Below are 16,215 nucleotides of genomic sequence, written 5' to 3'. Positions count from 1 at the left end.
TTTTTGTCTCTGAAAATAGATTAAAGTCGATTGTTTTTAAAGAAAACCTCTTATTTTTGATTATAGTTAAAATTATATTGAATATTATTTATTTTATAGTTAATATTATTTATATAATCACAGGGGAGAGGCGATAGGATGGAAACGTTAGGAATCGTCATTGGTATTGTCACAGTCTGTATCGTACAATTTTACTTAGCGCGGCGCAGAAGAGTCTTTAGTTTCATCATTCCAGCGATCATTATTGGTCTCGGAATTTACTGGTATTTCGGAACAGGACCACACACGTCGGATCGTGAGTCATTGATCCGAATCGGTACATGTGTTGGATTGTCTATGATGATCTCAATGGCTGAGATGGGTGTCGACTCGCGCCGTAAGCAATTGCAGCGTGAAAAAGAGCGGATGGAGATTCAAGATTTGTAAGAGAAAAGTGAGGGAATACGATGGAACGACAAGACGTGCCCGCTTGGGTACTGGCACTCGAACAGGAGCATCTCGAGTTCATCCGGAAGTTCGTCTTGAGCTCCGGTTCGTTGAAGGATATGGCAGCTGCCTATCAAGTATCCTATCCGACTGTCCGGGCGAAGTTGAACCAGTTGATTGAGCGGATTGATTCGGTGCAACAGGAAGATGTCGAATTCATCAATATGATCAAGAACTTGGTCTTAGATGAACGGTTGAGTCTTGATGTGGCGAAAACGATCATCGATTCTTACCGCAAGGGTCAAGCGAAAGAATAAGCCAAAAAACGAGATTCCCGCCTGACGGAAATCTCGTTTTTTTATTGTTTATCGTTCTTTTTATCCTGTTCCTTCTTGATCATCTTCTTTGCTGCTGAGCGGAAGCGGAAGATCAAGTAAAGACGATAGAAGTCGATTGCGGCGAACAAGGTCAGGAGGATCGTCCAGAAGTTGAAGACCGTTCCTGCCTCGACTGAGTTGTTGTAGGCAAGAAACATGAAAAGAACACCAAAGATGGCATAGAACAATGCCATGAAGTTCGAGCTTTGACGCATGAAAACACGACCTTTCGTAAATTAAGACATCGCGTAGATGGCGAGTACGACGATTCCGTTGTTAAAGACATGAATGGCGATCGGAGCAAGGATCCGGCGCGTCTTGACGAAGACGAGTGAGAAGACGAAACTCATCGCGACATAGATTAAAAATTTGTTGTCTTGGTGGATCAGGGCAAATAAGCCACCCGTCAGGATGAAGCTAAAGAAGAAACCGAGCTTCGATGAGAGATTTCCGAACATGATGTGCCGGAACAAGAACTCTTCCATGATCGGTCCAAGCAAGACGACCATGACTTGCAGGAGCGGGATGACTTGAATCGCTTGAATGATTTGATCCGTATTTTGCGATTTCGCGACATTTTCGATCCCGCCTGCCATCCAGGCATCGATCAAATTGACGCTGATCAAGAGTGCATACAAAAGCGCAATCCCGATCCCGATCCATTTTAGTGTATCCATCGGATCGGTTTGACGTCCTTCTGCCTTCCATTTCTGCCAATCAGGACGCAGACAGTAGTAGGAGACGATGACGGCGACCGTGAAGCCGATCGCGAGCCACCAACCGGCGACGTCAGCAATGACGTTCTTCGGAAGGAAATACTGGAACGAACCCGGAATCAATTGGACGATCAGATAGATGATGATCGGGATGACGTGACGCTTTTGCCACTTCTCCGCCATCAGAAAAGGCAGACTGATTGGATTTTTCATCGTACAGGACACAACTCCTTTGTAATGAAGGTACTGTCCCGATTGTAACAAACAAACGGTCTTGGCGCACGATTGACGATGATTCAAAGGTGTCGATTTCGGGAAAACGGATAAAGGTTCAGGCTTGAATTCAGGAGAGAAAGCGTATAAGATAAAAATATGTTAGCACTCAACGAAAGTGAGTGCTAAAAACAATCATTTTCAAGGAGGATGTTTCGCATGTTAAAACCACTTGGTGATCGCATCGTGATCGAAGTCGTTAAAAAAGAAGAAACAACACTCGGAGGAATCGTTCTTCCTGGGTCAGCGAAAGAAAAACCACAAGAGGGTAAAGTCGTCGCTGTCGGTACTGGCCGTGTGACAGAGCAAGGCGTACGTGTACCACTTGAAGTGAGTGTCGGAGATCACGTCATCTATGCACAATATGCCGGTTCGGAAGTCAAAGTCGACGGCAATGAATACTTAATTTTACGCGAAAGCGATATTTTGGCAGTAGCCGAGTAATTCAGTCAATCATCTATAAGGGGGATTTCAGTCATGGCAAAAGAGATTTTATTCAGTGAAGAAGCACGTCGGGCAATGCTCCGCGGGGTCGACGCATTAGCGGATGCAGTCAAAGTCACGATCGGACCAAAAGGACGCAACGTCGTCCTCGAGCGAAAGTTCGGTTCACCACTCATCACGAATGATGGCGTGACGATCGCGAAAGAAATCGAACTCGAAGATCACTTCGAGAACATGGGTGCAAAACTCGTCGCAGAAGTTGCCTCGAAAACGAATGAAATCGCAGGGGATGGTACGACAACAGCGACAGTCCTCGCACAAGCGATGATTCGGGAAGGTCTCAAAAACGTCACAGCGGGTGCAAACCCGATGGTCATCCGTAAAGGAATCGAAAAAGCAGTCCGTCGTGCTGTCGAAGAGTTGCACACGATTGCAAAACCAATTGAAGGTAAAGAAGCGATCGCCCAAGTCGCAGCGATCTCAGCAGCGGACGAAGAAGTTGGTCAATTGATCGCAGAAGCAATGGAACGTGTCGGTCAAGATGGTGTCATCACGATCGAAGAATCACGTGGCTTCACGACAGAACTCGACGTCGTTGAAGGAATGCAGTTCGACCGTGGTTACGCGTCACCATACATGATCACGGATTCAGACAAGATGGAAGCGGTCCTTGAGAACCCGTACATCCTTGTCACGGACAAAAAAATCTCGAACATCCAAGAGATTCTTCCAGTCCTCGAGCAAGTCGTTCAACAAAACAAACCACTCCTCATCATCGCGGAAGACGTCGAAGGCGAAGCACTTGCGACACTCGTCGTCAATAAACTCCGTGGTACGTTCAACGCGGTAGCAGTCAAAGCACCAGGCTTTGGTGATCGCCGGAAAGCGATGCTTGAGGACATCTCGATCGTCACAGGCGCAGAGTTGATTACAGAAGACCTCGGTCTTGATCTGAAAGAAACACAAATCACGCAACTCGGTCGTGCGTCGAAGGTCGTCGTCTCAAAAGACAACACGACGATCGTCGAAGGACATGGACACGGAGATTCGATCGAAGCACGCGTCGGTACGATCCGTGCGCAAATCGAAGAGACGACAAGCGACTTCGATCGCGAGAAATTACAAGAGCGTCTTGCGAAACTCGCAGGTGGCGTAGCGGTCGTCAAAGTCGGAGCAGCAACCGAGACTGAGCTCAAAGAACGTAAGCTCCGGATCGAAGATGCACTCAACGCGACACGCGCAGCAGTCGAAGAAGGCATCGTAGCAGGTGGGGGAACAGCTCTCATTCACGTCACGAAAGCTGTCGAATCGATTCTGTCGGTCTCAACAGGCGACGAAGCAACAGGTGTCAACATCGTTCTTCGTGCACTTGAAGCACCACTTCGTCAAATTGCGGAAAACGCAGGTCAAGAAGGCTCAGTCATCGTCGAGCGTCTCAAGCATGAAGCACCAGGAATGGGCTATAATGCGGCAACGGACGAATATGTCGACATGATCGAGACAGGAATCGTCGACCCAGCAAAAGTAACGCGTTCAGCACTTCAAAACGCGGCATCCGTTTCAGCGATGTTCTTGACGACGGAAGCTGTCATCGCCGATAAACCAGAACCAGCTGGATCTGCTCCTGCAATGCCTGATATGGGCGGCATGGGTGGAATGGGCGGAATGATGTAAGGCATTTCATCTCTAAGTACCGAATCCTAGTAAATAGGGTTTGGTACTTTTTTTATACTTCATACTTTCAGAATGAGTTGAATAATTATTCTTTTATTTGTAATATTATACTTAATGTTTAAGCGATATACATATATAGAATTAACTAGAAGTGATTGAGGGGAGATTTAACATTTAATCGTCGCCTTACGTTCATAGATCAAAAGAGAGATAGGTGTCATCAAATGAATGAAATTTTAAAAGGTATAATAACGTCCGGGACACTCATTATCGCTATTGGAGCACAAAATGCATTCGTTTTAAAACAAGGCTTATTAAAAAATAATATTTTCTGGGTAGCCTTGGTGTGTTTCTTATGTGATGTGTTACTGATGTGCACGGGCGTATTAGGGGTCGGTACTGTTATTAAAAACAATACGTTTGCGAATGTTGGTCTTGCGATTGTCGGAGGACTATTTCTGCTATTATACGGATTCAAATCTTTTCGAAGTGCGTTTTCATCGTCAAGTGCAATCGATATTTCAACCGATGTTAAAATCATTCCCATTCATAAAACAATTTTAGTTACATTAGCAATTACACTTTTAAATCCACATGTATACCTAGATACGGTCGTTGTCATCGGTGGTATAGCTGGGACTTTGACATTTGATCAAAAAGTCAATTTCTTAATTGGAGCCTTAGTTGCCTCGTTTATCTGGTTTTTTGGCTTAGGGTATGGATCGAGATGGCTCATTCCTGTATTTAAACAACCAAAAGCGTGGAAAGTATTAGATTTTGGAATAGGATGCTTAATGTTCTGGCTATCGTATCAATTGATTCAGTTTGCTTTAGAAAAAAGTTAAAAAGATCTTTAAAGGACTAAGGAGCAACTGCAAAATATGAAGGACGATGAGATTTTATATTTAGTTGAGCAGATGTCTGAGGAAAAGTACTTCTATCAGGAAGAATCGAAGTGCTATACGAACGAAGGCTCACCATCAGACACCGCTTATGAAAAAGTTCGTCATTTTAGGGACGCGAATATGCTTCCGAGATTGAACACGTTACTCGACAAAGTGAAACAAGCAGAACAAAAACAACATCTTTATTTTATGATTGGAACGATTGGTGAGAATTCGGGAGATGTTCGTGCAGGGATGTTATTGCTTGAGAAACTGGAGCAAGAAACAAAGCCGAGTCTTCTCGAAAGTATCTTAGAAGAAATAGCAAAACAACGATGCATTCATAATACAGAACGAATTGTAAAATACATAGACGATTCTCGGTCGTCTGTTCGAGAGGCTGCGATTCAAGCATTGTGAGTCTGTCGAGATGAGATAGCAGAGGATGCATTAATTCGTTTGATTACGACATCAAATAACTCTTTTGATATCATGAGTGCTAATTTTGTTTTAGCCACGATTGGAACAGAGCGAGCAATTTCTTATTTGATTCCTTTGTTGGACCATTCGCGAGGAGACGTTAGGCATTCGGCTTTAGCTGCACTGAGTGAACTTGGAAATGGATTAGATCTTTCAATATTTTTGCATGGACTAAAAGATCGATCTAGCAATGTGAGAGAGTATGCGTTAGTCGCAATCGAGCGACATGGTGATGAAGTAGCGATTGAACCGGTGATCAAACGTGTACAAATATTATTGAAGCGAACGCGACAAATACAAACAGATGAAGTCCTAATCGCTCTTCGATTTTTACATCGATACCAGCATTCTCATCAGGCGATTCCTAAATTATTTCATTGGATCATTCAAACAAAAAGAGAAGTCTTGTTTGACGAAGAATGGCAATGGATCGAAGACCATTTTACTTTCTACTGATGGGCTCGAGGGTAGGTGGAGATAACGATCAATAAACAAGCCTGACTTCTCACTAGACGTGAAGAAGGTCAGGCTTGTTTATTTTAAGAAAATTAGATGCTCTTTAATTACTCCAGTTCATTCTCCTCAATAATCTTATCCGACAGCTTTAACTGCTTACTCACATCCTTCACTTGATTTCGACAGAACTTCAGCTCGACCTTTTTCTCAGTCGATACATCATAACAAGTGCCTTCGCCTGATGCTTTCGTCAAATCCGCTTCATAGTAATAGTCCTTGTAGCGGAACGAACCATCACGGAAGCCCGTCAGATTCGGTTTGTCGTCGATGAGGGATTGCCCCATCATATAGGATGTTTTGAGATTCAACAAATCAATGATCGTTGGTGCGATATCAATCTGTCCGCCATTCTCTCTCATGACCCGACCGGTTTGCTGGTCGGGTTTTTTGATGAAGAGCGGGATGCGGCGCTCGAGTTCGAAGGCAGCAACGGGAGACGATACATCCGCCTTTTTGCGCATCTCACTGCCTTCATTGACGAGTCCACTATCGTGATCGCCATAAAAGATGACGAGCGACTGATCCCAAAGATCCCGTTGTTTCAACTCATCAATCATCTTTCCGACACCGGTGTCGACGTAATGGACGGTCTGGTAATACCGTTTCAACATTGGATCCTCATATCCGGACAGATCAAGCGTCTGATCTTCCTTGTCGATTTCATACGGTGTATGACTCGTCAACGCGACTAAAAACGAGAAGAACGGTTCTTGCAGCGTCTCCATGTGATTAATCGATTCGAGGAAGAACTGCTGATCGTTCAGCGCCATGCCGATCTTTTTTTCTTTTGAATAATCATTTTGGCTGAAGAAGTGCTTAAAACCGATGTTCTTGTAAACATCGTCACGATTCCAGAAACCTTTTTCGTAAGCGTGCATTGCTGCCGTATCGTATCCGTTCTTCTCAAGTAACGTAGGTAGCGGCTCAAATTCATTCGTCGGATATTGCGTATAAACGGAACCTGATTTCAACGGGTAAAGCGATGTGTTCGTGATGAACTCAGCGTCCGAAGTTCGTCCTTCATGTGTCTGGTGGTAAAACGACGAGAAGTAGAGCGATTCCTTCTTCAACTGATTCAGGTTCGGCGTTACTTCTTCGCCATTAATGGTCTGGTCGATGACAGAAGCCTGGAACGACTCGAGTTGCACCAAAATGATGTTCGGTGTCTTTTTCGCACCGGTCGGATTCGTCTGCTCCTTTTGGTTGATGCGCTGTTGCTCCTGAGCCGTCAATCCGTCGCTCGGTCGCCCGGTCACGCCTTTGAAAGCGTCCCACCCGTGATAACCCCAAAAGCCGAACAGGTAGTAGTCACGCATATCGGAGATTGTTGCCGTCGGTTGACGATCTTCCGTTAGCGTCCGGTATGTCAGCAGCGAGGCAGACAAAATAATGCCACTGACTGCAAGGAGTCCAGCTGTCCGGCGTCGTGTTTGCGCTGTCGTTACTTCCGGTCGTTTGCGGAAGACAAAGAGCAGTACCATGAAAATCAAACTATCAGCGAACAAGAGGAAGTCTTGCGGTACGATCAAGGCAGTGAAGCCGCTACTGACGTCACTCATCTGCGTCATCTGTGAGAGGAGCGAGACGGAGAGGAAGTCCTCGAAGTAACGGTAGTACCACATGTCGGAAGCCAGCAGAAAACTGTGCGCCAGCAGTAGACCGAGCCAGACCCAGCGGCGTTTATTCCACGGAATCAGTAACGTCCAGCTCGATAGGATCAGCATGCCAGCAAGATTCATCAGTGTTAAATGAAGCGAAAGGTCGGTTTTTGTAAAATAACTAAATAGCATGAACTTCAGCATGCCAAGTAACAGATAAAGGGTGTAGCGAATCGCCATGGTCAGTACTCCTTACGTGTGTCGTCAATCGGTCTTTACCCTAAACGGCAAATCGAGGAACGCATAGATGTGGGAAGTATACAATCTGAAGGTGAAATGGCGATTGTTTCTGAATCAGGCAAAAATAGAACTATTACCAAGACAGGAAGTCATGTTCGCTCGTTTCATGAATTAATCGAGGAATTGGTTTGAATTTCCTCTTGAATTCAAACAATTGACGTTAATTTGCGCGGAAAGCGGGAATAGAAAGCGTGTACGTCCATCGTCCGTCACTGTCTTTTAAAAAAGGAGCGAAGTCATGTCAAACGTGAAACTAGCGGTCATCTATTACAGCGCAACCGGAACGAACCATCAACTTGCCTCATGGGCAAAAGAAGCGGGAGAAGCAGCAGGGGCGGAAGTCCGTCTTGCGAAAATCAAGGAGACAGCCCCAGCAGAAGCGATCGCTTCGAACCCATTGTGGCAAAAGCATGCGGAAGCCACACGTGATATCGAAGAAGCGACACCGGATCTACTCGACTGGGCAGATGCGATTATCTTTAGCGTCCCGACACGTTACGGTCATGTCCCAGGACAATTCCAACAGTTCCTCGACACGACAGGCGGACTGTGGGCACAAGGCAAACTCGTCAATAAAGTCGTCAGTGCGATGTCGTCGGCACAGAATCCGCATGGCGGTCAGGAAGCGACTGTTCTCGCAGTTTATACGACGATGTTCCACTGGGGTGCAATCGTTGCGGCACCAGGTTATTCGGATCCTGTCTTGTTCGCAGCGGGCGGAAATCCATATGGTACATCGGTCACTGTCGACCAAGACGGTAACATGGTTGAATCAGTCGAACCAGCCGTGCGCCATCAAGCGAAACGGACGGTTGAAGTGGCAAGCCGTCTTAACTCATAACATTACCTAATTCAAAAAGCGCCGGAATGCTGATTCGCATTCTGGCGCTTTTTCGTATGCATCATGTGTTTTGTGTTAACGGAAGTTCGACTGTGAACGTCGAGCCTTGTCCTTCGATCGACTCGACATGGATTTCTCCATCATGTCCACGCGCAATTTCGCGACAGATCGAGAGCCCAAGACCAGTACCGCCGATTTGACGGGTGTCCGAATTGTCAACACGATAGAATTTTTGGAACAGGTTACTCATCGCAGAAGCTGGGATCCCGATACCCTCATCTTGAATCGCGACCGTGACACGTGACGCGTGTCGCGTCAGTTGAATATCGATCGTTCCACCAGCTGGTGAGTATTTAATCGCATTGTTGATCAGGTTACTGAATAATTGGCGAATCTTCTTCGCATCCCCTTCGACGATCAATGGTTCGACGTTTCGGAATATTTCAATCGCGTGGGAAGAAGACGACAGACTATGCAACTGTTTCAAATCCCGAATCATCGCGACGATATCGAACGGTGCCATCTCATATTCCTGACGGTTTGCTTCCATCCGTTGCAAGTCGAGGAAGTCATTGATCAACAGCGAGAGACGTTCTGTTTCCGAATGGACCGCTTCGAGATACTTCTTCTGTCGTTTCGGTGGTAGGTCACGCTGAATCATCAGCTCAGTAAAGCCATAGATCGACGAGAGTGGTGTCCGTAGTTCGTGTGAGATCGTCGAGACGAGTTCGTTTTTGATCCGGTCAATCTCGACTTCATTCGTCACGTCACGTAAGACGAGTAGAATCCCGCGGAACTGTCCACCATAATGAATGCTCTCGGAGTACGTCTTGATGAAGCGTCGCTCTTGATCGATCGAGAAGGTGGTTCCTTCACCGATTTCTCGTTTCACGAACGTCTTTTTCAAGTAACGTTCGAATTCCGGTAGTTGGTCGACGCGATGCTTGAGTTGAACGACAGACGGAGTGATGTTCATCAGCCCATTCTCATCGAGACTGTCATCAACCGGATGGTCAAACAGATCGAGCAATGGTCGGTTGATCAACTGGATGTCACCTTCTGGTTCGATATAGACGATCGATTCACGGATCGAGTTCAACAGTCGCGCTGTTTTTTCCCGTTCGCGTTCAATCTCGTCGAACGTCCGCATCCGTAGGAGTGACAACGCTAGCTGACGCGCGAAGGCAGCGAGTTCTTCCTGCTCGTAACGATCAAACCGATCCTGATTACGGGACAAGAAGATATAGGCGATGATCTCATTTTGACTCGGATCAAGAACCGGTGTGACAGCGCGCGCGACTTCATCTTCGAACTGCGTATGCGGTCGTTTGTCTTGTCGCGACTCACGTAATAACGGCTCAATCGTTGGCATCCAATCTTCGACTGTGAGCGGTGTCTGCGGATAAAAGACGATATCGATCACTTTCGTACCATCTTTGAAAATCAAGGCACCTTGCGTCGCATTCGTGATTTCAACCATCTTTTGAATGACGGCAGGATAGGCACTGATGCTATCACGCGACGCAAGTGTCTCCGTCAATTGATTACGTAGCCGTAAATGGGACTCGTTCCGTTGCGTCAGTTTCAACGCATCTTCGAGATTAACGTTCGTCGACATCAATTGGTGTTTGTTTTCAATCAAGGCTGTCGCCATCTGATGGAACGATTTACTCAGTTCTCCGATTTCGTCAGCACGGTTCAGCGGAATCAACGGTAACGTATGCTCACCACTTGCAAGGAGCTTGCTCTCCTTGCTGAGAAGGTGGATTTGTCGCGTCGTCCGTTCGATGAACGGGCGGACGATCAGCAAGATGACGAGGAACAACACGATCAGGTTGACGAGCCAAATCCACTCAGCGTACTTCGTCTGCGTGACAAGCTGTTCTTTTGCACCGAGTTCTTTCGCGCGGAGACTACTCCGGTAGTTCGTGAACGTACTCTCCATCGTGTTGACACTTTTACGCATCGTTTCACTGTTCGAGGCATTCATCTTGAACTTCCGATTCGGGTCCCGAGGTACTTGTGGCATCATCGCTTTTAGACTCGGCATCTGCAGGAAACGCTCGTCAATCGTGCCCGATTGCTTTGCTTGGACGTATTTAATCAAGCTGGGCATGACGAAATTTGTATAAGAATTATAGAGCGACCGGATATCAGACGCATAGATTTGATCCGCTTTATATAAGCGATTCTTTTCAAACCAAGCCGTCTGTTGTTCGAGTGACGTCTTTTTTTCATCAATCACGTCAAGCACGGCGTCATCTCCGAAGACGATGTAACCGCGCACCTCGTACTGAAGGGACTGCCAATCGTCCCATAGTTTTGTTGCGCGATCTTCGCGCATGCTGATCGCATCGAGCTGTTGTTTGGCATCCATGACTTGGTGGTTCGTATAAAAATAAGCAGCCAAGGAGGAGACGGATAAGGTGATAAGAATGAGATAAAATGACGACATGATCTGTCGACTGATCTTTTGATTGAACCATTTTCGCATATGGATTATGGATGCTCCTTTGTATATGTGAGTCGAGGGTCGATTAGATGTATTACATTGGAATATTTGTTACCGTAATCGTACATTTTTTAGACGGATAAATATAGTCATAATGTATAAAATATCTTCAAAATAAGAGATTCACGTTCACAAGAAAATAAAGAACGACAAAAAAGCAGGACGAGAGCCTAGTCTCATCCTGCTTCGATACCTATTAATGATGTTCAACGACAATCTTTCCAATCGTTTTTCCACTTTCGACGAGACGGTGTGCTTCTTTTAGATTGTCGGCGTTCATGCCGATCAATGTCTGTGTCACCGTCGTCTCGAGCGTATGCTCTTCAATCCAAGCTGCGACTTGCGTTAGAATCTCATGCTGACGAATCATATCATCTGTCATAAACAGTGGACGGGTGAACATGAATTCCCAGACGAACGTCGCACTCTTTTGTTGGAGCGCACTCAAATCGAGTTTTTGATCCGTCTCGACGATACTACAGATTTTTCCTTGCGGTGCGATCACATCGACCATCGTCTCGAAATGTTGGTCCGTCGCATTGAGACAGAAGATATAGTCGACGTATTTGTAACCGAGGGCTTCGAGCTGAGGACGGAATGCGTCGTGGTGATTGATCGTATGATGCGCACCGTGTTCCTTCGCCCAATCAATCGTCTCGTCGCGTGACGCGGTACCGATGACCGTCAATCCAGCGTGATTCGCAAGTTGTGTCGCAATCGAACCGACACCGCCAGCGGCTCCGATGATGAGGATTGTCTTCTTAAGATTCGACTTAGCATCAAACGTCAATCCGAGACGATCGGTCAATGCTTCATAGGCTGTCAGCGTCGTCAACGGGAGAGCAGCCGCTTCACTGAACGTCAACCGTTCCGGTTTTTTAGCGACAATTCGTTCATCGACGAGTTGGAAGTCGCTGTTTGATCCAGGGCGCTGAATTGCACCAGCGTAATACACTTCATCACCGACTTGGAAGAGGGAGGCATCATCGCCGACTTCAACGACGACTCCCGCTGCATCATAACCGATGACCTTCGGGGCGTCTTCGTCTTTCCCGTGGGCACGGACTTTCGTATCGACCGGGTTGACGGAGACAGCTTTGATCTCAACTAAGAGATCGTGTCCTGTTGCTTCTGGTCGTGGTAGTTCCAGATCAATCAGACTATCTTGTTCCGTTAAAGGTAAGTGTCGGTGGAAACCGACAGCGGATATATTCGACATCAACAATCATCCTTTCCAGATAGGAATCGTTTCTCTCCATCTGTTCCACGCCCGCTCGGTCTTAAAACCAGTTGAGAAACTTTGAAAACGGATTCCCCTTCTGTCATCAACGGAAGAATGCTGGATAGATATGGTAGCATATGAGAGTAGCTATCCATTTTCGAGAAGGAGCGATTTTGTATGTATGACGTCATCTCTCTACCGGCAGGAACGACTCAAGTCACGATTGAACGTTACCTCGTCCATGCTCATCCGCATCCCCGTCCGTATCGACCCGCGCGTTTGATTGCCTTACGTCAAAGTGGTGGCGTCATGCATCGACTGTATCGCACGGAGCGGGAAATCGTGCTCTCTCCGCACGAGGCACTCGCCCCACAAGTCCAGCGGCTCTCGTTCTCGCAACAGGAGCGTGTCCTTGCGTATATCGAAGAACGTCGCGCAAGCTTTGGTTTTGATGAAGGGGAGGAATACAAATTTTACTTACTCGAAGTAGCATATGAACTTCGTCACTTACCACGAACGGATCGACCGATTCGGGCACATACGTACTATCAACTGGATGAGCTGTTGTCGGGTCGACCGCTCGTCTTGCGAGCTAGAAGTTAAGAACGCTCCACGAGATAAAAAAACAGTCCGCCTTTCCTTACGTTCATCGCAAGGAGGGCGGACTGTTTATTAAAGTGCTGGCGTTGGCGTCGGTGTGACACCGGTCTTCGCATAAGTTTGATCGATTGCAGTCCGAATTTCCTTGACGGAGCTACCTTTTTGATAAGCGACGATCGACTGTGCCGCGATATCGAGACACGTACCACACGTAATGCCGTGCGTCGTCCAGGTCGTTGACGTAGCGTTCTGTTCTTCGATGAAGCAGTCATAGTTGCTCGTATGACCCGCAGATTCACCACAACCGCAATAACATGGCATTTTCTTCAATAAATCGGAATGTTTAGCGACGGAGCGATAGATTGTTTGAATCGATTGATCCTGCTCATCGAGAAAAGCAGGTAACGTGTCCGGTCCCGCGGTCTTCTCGAGTTGATCATCGGCACCGTGACTGGCATGGTCAGCGTGATCTTCGTGATTCGTGTGTTCTGTTTTTGGAGTATCCGTCTGTTCAGCCGTCCCGCATGCAGCGAGCAACAGGCTGAGACTAAGTGGAAGTCCAAAACGATACAGTCGTCTTTGCATAGTCGGCCTCTCTTTCATTGTCTTACCTTCATTATAAGGAAAGTAAAACGATGAAAGCATGACGATTTATTGACGCTTATTTCGTGAGTGCTTGTGTGATCGTCTTGATGTTCGCTTGCATCATACTGTAGTACGTGTCGCCGTCTTTACCCGGTGCCCCGAGCGAGTCGGTGAAAAGTGTACCAGCGATCGGAACGCCGGTCTCACGAGAGACAGTCTCCATACTCCGCCGGTCGACGCTTGTTTCGACGAATAGGACAGGGATGTCTTGCTCCTTGATCGTATCGACGATCCGGCGGACTTGTGCCGGCGTTCCTTGATTATCCGAGTTGATCTCCCAAATATAATCCGCTTTGACGTCATAGGCAGTTCCGAAGTATTTGAAGGCACCTTCACTCGTGACGAGGTGACGTTCTGCTTTCGGAATGTCGGCAAACTGCTTTTTCGCTTCCTGATCAAGCGTCTGCAGTTGTTTGATGTAAGCCTCGGCATTTTTCTCGTAGTCCGCTTTGTGCTTCGGATCTTCCTTGATCAATGCCTGCTTGACGTTTTCGACGTATTGAATGCCGTTACTCACATCGAGCCACGCGTGCGGATCGGTTTCTGATTCCTTGCCTTTCGTCGTCAGGTACTTTGGTTCGACGCCTTGACTTAAACGATAGACTGGCGCGTCAGACGCGTCTTTGCCAGTCGTTGCCCGAAGTTTGTCGAACCAAGCACCGCCGGCTTCAAGATTCAGACCGTTATAGAAAACGACATCCGCATCCGCCATCGCTTGTACGTCTGCCGGAAGTGGATCATACTCATGCGGATTTGCCCCAATCTTAACCATGCTGTGAACATCAACGTGTTCACGACCAACTTCGCGGGCGAGATCAGCGAGAATCGAATACGTCGCAACGACCTTTAGCTTTCCGTTATCTTCTGCTGGTGTCGAACAAGCAGCAAGCAAGACCGTGCTGAGGAGGACGAACAGAAAAAGTTTTACTTTCATACATTAGACTCCTTTCGTTTCCGGTGACGCATCAGACCGTGACGTGGTGAAAAGATGAAGACGAGTGCGAACAGCGTCGTCGCGACGAGGACGATCGATGCACCAGAGGATAAATTGTAGGTGAAGCTGAAATACAGTCCGACGATGGCGGACAGCGTACCGAAGCCTGCTGCTAGGAACAGCATCCGCGAGAGACGGTTCGTCAGTAAATACGCTGTCGCAGCTGGTGTGATCAGCATCGCAACGACGAGGATGATGCCGACCGTCTGAAGGGAAGCGACGGTGACGAGTGTCAGCAATGTCATCAATCCATAGTGAATCCAGCGTGTCGATAGTCCATAGGCTTGCGCCATTGTCGGGTCAAAGGAACTGATCAGCAACTCTTTGTAGAACAAGAAGATTCCCCCGAGGACGATCAATCCGATGATGACGGTCATCCACATATCGCTCGGACGGACCGCGAGGACGTTGCCGAACAAAATGTGATAGAGATCGCTACTGCTGCGCAAGAACGAAATCAAGATGATCCCGAGGGCGAAGGCGGACGTGAAGAGGATGCCGATCGCTGTGTCGTTCTTGATGCGACTGTTTTGGCTGACGAAGCCGATTCCAAGTGCCGTCACGAGACCTGTGACGATGGCACCGATCAAGAAGTTGATCCCGAGTAGATAAGAAATCGCGACACCAGGTAAAACGGCGTGCGAGATCGCATCACCCATTAACGACATCCCGCGTAAGATGATGAAACAGCCGATCACGCCGCAGATGATGCCGACCATGACGGCGGTGATCATCGCTTTTTGTAAGAACTCATACTGAAATAATGCCTCGATGAACGTCATCCTTGTCCCTCCTTACGTCGTTCGAATAGCGGTAAGCCATACGCTGGTTCGAGCCACTCCGGCGTCAAGATATCAGACGGAGGACCGACAGCGATTAGTCGTTTGTTCAACAGCATCAACGTGTCGAAGTAGTCCTCTGCTTTATGCAGATCATGGTGGACGACGACAATCGTCCGCCCTTCGGCTCGGAGTGTCCGTAAGAGTTCGATGATCATCTGCTCACTGGCGACATCGATACCGACGAACGGTTCGTCCAGCAACAGTAGTTCTGCTTCTTGGGCAAGGGCACGCGCCAGAAAGACCCGTTGTTGTTGTCCGCCTGACAGTTCACCGATTTGCCGTTCGGCATGATCGGACATACCGACGCGTTCGAGACATTCCATGGCGAACGCTTTTTGTGCTTTCGATGGTCGTTTGAATAAGCCGAGCTTCGGATAACAGCCCATCAACACGACATCCTGCACACGAACCGGGAAGTCCCAATCAATTGCACTTCGTTGCGGGACGTATGCGACACGTGACCGGACAGCTTCGAGTGGTTGATCGAGTACGCGTAACTGCTCGATCCGAGCCGGGATCAGACCGAGGATGGCTTTTAAGAAAGTGGATTTACCGGCACCATTCGGTCCGATGATACCAATCAGCGAAGCGACCGGAAGACGGACGGATACATCGGCGAGTGCATGGGTATCAAAATAGGAGACCGTGAGACGGTTAACATCAAGGGCGTACATGAATGCTCACTCCTTTGGTTTTATGGTATAGAGAAGGAAAGTTTCCTTAGGGCAAAAAGTAGATTAAAAATTTTTGATGATTCATTACTAGAGAAATATTCGGTCTACTAATAATGTTTCCTTAAGGCAAACTTTAAAGCCGTGAGAAACAGTTGTCAACTGTTTTTCGATATCGATCGCGAATCAACTCGTGCTAA

The 16,215-nt window shown here is 47.4% G+C and carries 18 protein-coding genes; 9 read left to right on the top strand and 9 right to left on the bottom strand.

What is annotated here, in order from left to right; translation table 11 throughout:
* Window positions 1-138: 138 nt before the first annotated feature.
* Entirely contained in the window at window positions 139-426 is a 288-nt protein-coding gene (locus Q7C19_RS10960; protein WP_375092130.1) for a hypothetical protein, read from the top strand.
* 20 nt (window positions 427-446) lie between these two features.
* Window positions 447-743 carry a DUF2089 family protein gene (locus Q7C19_RS10955; RefSeq protein WP_214852030.1) on the top strand — a complete coding sequence of 99 codons (297 nt, stop codon included), beginning with the start codon at window positions 447-449 and terminating at the stop codon, window positions 741-743.
* A gap of 41 nt (window positions 744-784) precedes the next feature.
* Here the strand turns inward: Q7C19_RS10955 and Q7C19_RS10950 are convergent, their stop codons facing one another.
* Window positions 785-1,018, bottom strand: a complete 234-nt coding sequence (locus Q7C19_RS10950; RefSeq protein ID WP_214852032.1) for a DUF4305 domain-containing protein — start codon at window positions 1,016-1,018, stop codon at window positions 785-787.
* 21 nt (window positions 1,019-1,039) lie between these two features.
* Window positions 1,040-1,732 carry a CPBP family intramembrane glutamic endopeptidase gene (locus Q7C19_RS10945; protein WP_375092129.1) on the bottom strand — a complete coding sequence of 231 codons (693 nt, stop codon included), beginning with the start codon at window positions 1,730-1,732 and terminating at the stop codon, window positions 1,040-1,042.
* A 219-nt stretch (window positions 1,733-1,951) separates the two neighbouring features.
* On the opposite strand from Q7C19_RS10945, the gene groES reads away from it, so the two are divergent.
* From groES to Q7C19_RS10920, 5 genes are all read left to right on the top strand, one after another.
* Window positions 1,952-2,236, top strand: a complete 285-nt coding sequence (groES, locus tag Q7C19_RS10940; protein ID WP_023469587.1) for a co-chaperone GroES — start codon at window positions 1,952-1,954, stop codon at window positions 2,234-2,236.
* A 33-nt stretch (window positions 2,237-2,269) separates the two neighbouring features.
* A complete protein-coding gene (gene groL, locus Q7C19_RS10935) occupies window positions 2,270-3,910 on the top strand; it encodes a chaperonin GroEL (protein ID WP_029342811.1) in 1,641 nt (546 codons plus the stop codon).
* A gap of 224 nt (window positions 3,911-4,134) precedes the next feature.
* Window positions 4,135-4,755, top strand: coding sequence for a LysE/ArgO family amino acid transporter (locus Q7C19_RS10930; protein ID WP_375092128.1), 621 nt, complete (start codon window positions 4,135-4,137; stop codon window positions 4,753-4,755).
* Between the two features lie 180 nt (window positions 4,756-4,935).
* Window positions 4,936-5,214 (top strand): hypothetical protein, encoded by a 279-nt coding sequence (locus Q7C19_RS10925; protein ID WP_375092127.1) that lies wholly within the window; start codon window positions 4,936-4,938, stop codon window positions 5,212-5,214.
* A gap of 39 nt (window positions 5,215-5,253) precedes the next feature.
* On the top strand, window positions 5,254-5,730 hold the full coding sequence (locus Q7C19_RS10920; RefSeq protein WP_375092126.1) for a HEAT repeat domain-containing protein: 477 nt from the start codon (window positions 5,254-5,256) through the stop codon (window positions 5,728-5,730).
* Between the two features lie 107 nt (window positions 5,731-5,837).
* Here Q7C19_RS10920 and Q7C19_RS10915 read toward each other — a convergent pair whose 3' ends face one another.
* Window positions 5,838-7,628, bottom strand: a complete 1,791-nt coding sequence (locus Q7C19_RS10915) for an LTA synthase family protein (protein WP_375092125.1) — start codon at window positions 7,626-7,628, stop codon at window positions 5,838-5,840.
* Window positions 7,629-7,926: 298 nt separating this feature from the next.
* Between Q7C19_RS10915 and wrbA the strand changes: the two genes are divergently transcribed.
* Window positions 7,927-8,529 (top strand): NAD(P)H:quinone oxidoreductase, encoded by a 603-nt coding sequence (gene wrbA / locus Q7C19_RS10910; RefSeq protein ID WP_035410786.1) that lies wholly within the window; start codon window positions 7,927-7,929, stop codon window positions 8,527-8,529.
* 61 nt (window positions 8,530-8,590) lie between these two features.
* Here wrbA and Q7C19_RS10905 read toward each other — a convergent pair whose 3' ends face one another.
* Both Q7C19_RS10905 and Q7C19_RS10900 read right to left on the bottom strand, forming a co-directional pair.
* On the bottom strand, window positions 8,591-11,023 hold the full coding sequence (locus tag Q7C19_RS10905; RefSeq protein WP_375092124.1) for a HAMP domain-containing sensor histidine kinase: 2,433 nt from the start codon (window positions 11,021-11,023) through the stop codon (window positions 8,591-8,593).
* Window positions 11,024-11,237: 214 nt separating this feature from the next.
* On the bottom strand, window positions 11,238-12,251 hold the full coding sequence (locus Q7C19_RS10900) for a zinc-binding alcohol dehydrogenase family protein (RefSeq protein ID WP_375092155.1): 1,014 nt from the start codon (window positions 12,249-12,251) through the stop codon (window positions 11,238-11,240).
* 189 nt (window positions 12,252-12,440) lie between these two features.
* Between Q7C19_RS10900 and Q7C19_RS10895 the strand changes: the two genes are divergently transcribed.
* Entirely contained in the window at window positions 12,441-12,866 is a 426-nt protein-coding gene (locus Q7C19_RS10895; protein WP_035410778.1) for a hypothetical protein, read from the top strand.
* 69 nt (window positions 12,867-12,935) lie between these two features.
* Here the strand turns inward: Q7C19_RS10895 and Q7C19_RS10890 are convergent, their stop codons facing one another.
* The 4 genes from Q7C19_RS10890 to Q7C19_RS10875 all read right to left on the bottom strand — a co-directional run bounded on the left by Q7C19_RS10890 (window position 12,936) and on the right by Q7C19_RS10875 (window position 16,018).
* Window positions 12,936-13,448, bottom strand: a complete 513-nt coding sequence (locus Q7C19_RS10890) for a PCYCGC motif-containing (lipo)protein (protein ID WP_035410775.1) — start codon at window positions 13,446-13,448, stop codon at window positions 12,936-12,938.
* Window positions 13,449-13,524: 76 nt separating this feature from the next.
* Entirely contained in the window at window positions 13,525-14,442 is a 918-nt protein-coding gene (locus tag Q7C19_RS10885; protein ID WP_375092123.1) for a metal ABC transporter substrate-binding protein, read from the bottom strand.
* Entirely contained in the window at window positions 14,439-15,284 is an 846-nt protein-coding gene (locus tag Q7C19_RS10880) for a metal ABC transporter permease (protein ID WP_375092122.1), read from the bottom strand. Before Q7C19_RS10880 ends, Q7C19_RS10885 begins: the two co-directional genes overlap by 4 nt.
* Entirely contained in the window at window positions 15,281-16,018 is a 738-nt protein-coding gene (locus Q7C19_RS10875; RefSeq protein WP_290753078.1) for a metal ABC transporter ATP-binding protein, read from the bottom strand. The genes Q7C19_RS10880 and Q7C19_RS10875 overlap by 4 nt, the downstream gene beginning before the upstream one ends.
* Between the last annotated feature and the right edge of the window lie 197 nt (window positions 16,019-16,215).

The sequence above is a fragment of the Exiguobacterium sp. PHA03 genome (assembly GCF_041945985.1).
GTDB lineage: Bacteria > Bacillota > Bacilli > Exiguobacteriales > Exiguobacteriaceae > Exiguobacterium_A.
This window is presented reverse-complemented; position numbering and strand designations above follow the sequence as displayed.

Bases quoted from the DNA above. Each gene is read 5' to 3' on its own strand.
- Q7C19_RS10960 (WP_375092130.1), top strand. From the start codon at position 139: ATGGAAACGTTAGGAATCGTCATTGGTATTGTCACAGTCTGTATCGTA.
- Q7C19_RS10925 (WP_375092127.1), top strand. From the start codon at position 4,936: ATGCTTCCGAGATTGAACACGTTACTCGACAAAGTGAAACAAGCAGAA.
- Q7C19_RS10915 (WP_375092125.1), bottom strand. From the start codon at position 7,628: ATGGCGATTCGCTACACCCTTTATCTGTTACTTGGCATGCTGAAGTTC.
- Q7C19_RS10890 (WP_035410775.1), bottom strand. From the start codon at position 13,448: ATGCAAAGACGACTGTATCGTTTTGGACTTCCACTTAGTCTCAGCCTG.
- Q7C19_RS10875 (WP_290753078.1), bottom strand. From the start codon at position 16,018: ATGTACGCCCTTGATGTTAACCGTCTCACGGTCTCCTATTTTGATACC.
- wrbA (WP_035410786.1), top strand. From the start codon at position 7,927: ATGTCAAACGTGAAACTAGCGGTCATCTATTACAGCGCAACCGGAACG.
- Q7C19_RS10905 (WP_375092124.1), bottom strand. From the start codon at position 11,023: ATGCGAAAATGGTTCAATCAAAAGATCAGTCGACAGATCATGTCGTCA.
- Q7C19_RS10895 (WP_035410778.1), top strand. From the start codon at position 12,441: ATGTATGACGTCATCTCTCTACCGGCAGGAACGACTCAAGTCACGATT.
- Q7C19_RS10885 (WP_375092123.1), bottom strand. From the start codon at position 14,442: ATGAAAGTAAAACTTTTTCTGTTCGTCCTCCTCAGCACGGTCTTGCTT.
- Q7C19_RS10950 (WP_214852032.1), bottom strand. From the start codon at position 1,018: ATGCGTCAAAGCTCGAACTTCATGGCATTGTTCTATGCCATCTTTGGT.
- groES (WP_023469587.1), top strand. From the start codon at position 1,952: ATGTTAAAACCACTTGGTGATCGCATCGTGATCGAAGTCGTTAAAAAA.
- Q7C19_RS10945 (WP_375092129.1), bottom strand. From the start codon at position 1,732: ATGAAAAATCCAATCAGTCTGCCTTTTCTGATGGCGGAGAAGTGGCAA.
- groL (WP_029342811.1), top strand. From the start codon at position 2,270: ATGGCAAAAGAGATTTTATTCAGTGAAGAAGCACGTCGGGCAATGCTC.
- Q7C19_RS10880 (WP_375092122.1), bottom strand. From the start codon at position 15,284: ATGACGTTCATCGAGGCATTATTTCAGTATGAGTTCTTACAAAAAGCG.
- Q7C19_RS10955 (WP_214852030.1), top strand. From the start codon at position 447: ATGGAACGACAAGACGTGCCCGCTTGGGTACTGGCACTCGAACAGGAG.
- Q7C19_RS10930 (WP_375092128.1), top strand. From the start codon at position 4,135: ATGAATGAAATTTTAAAAGGTATAATAACGTCCGGGACACTCATTATC.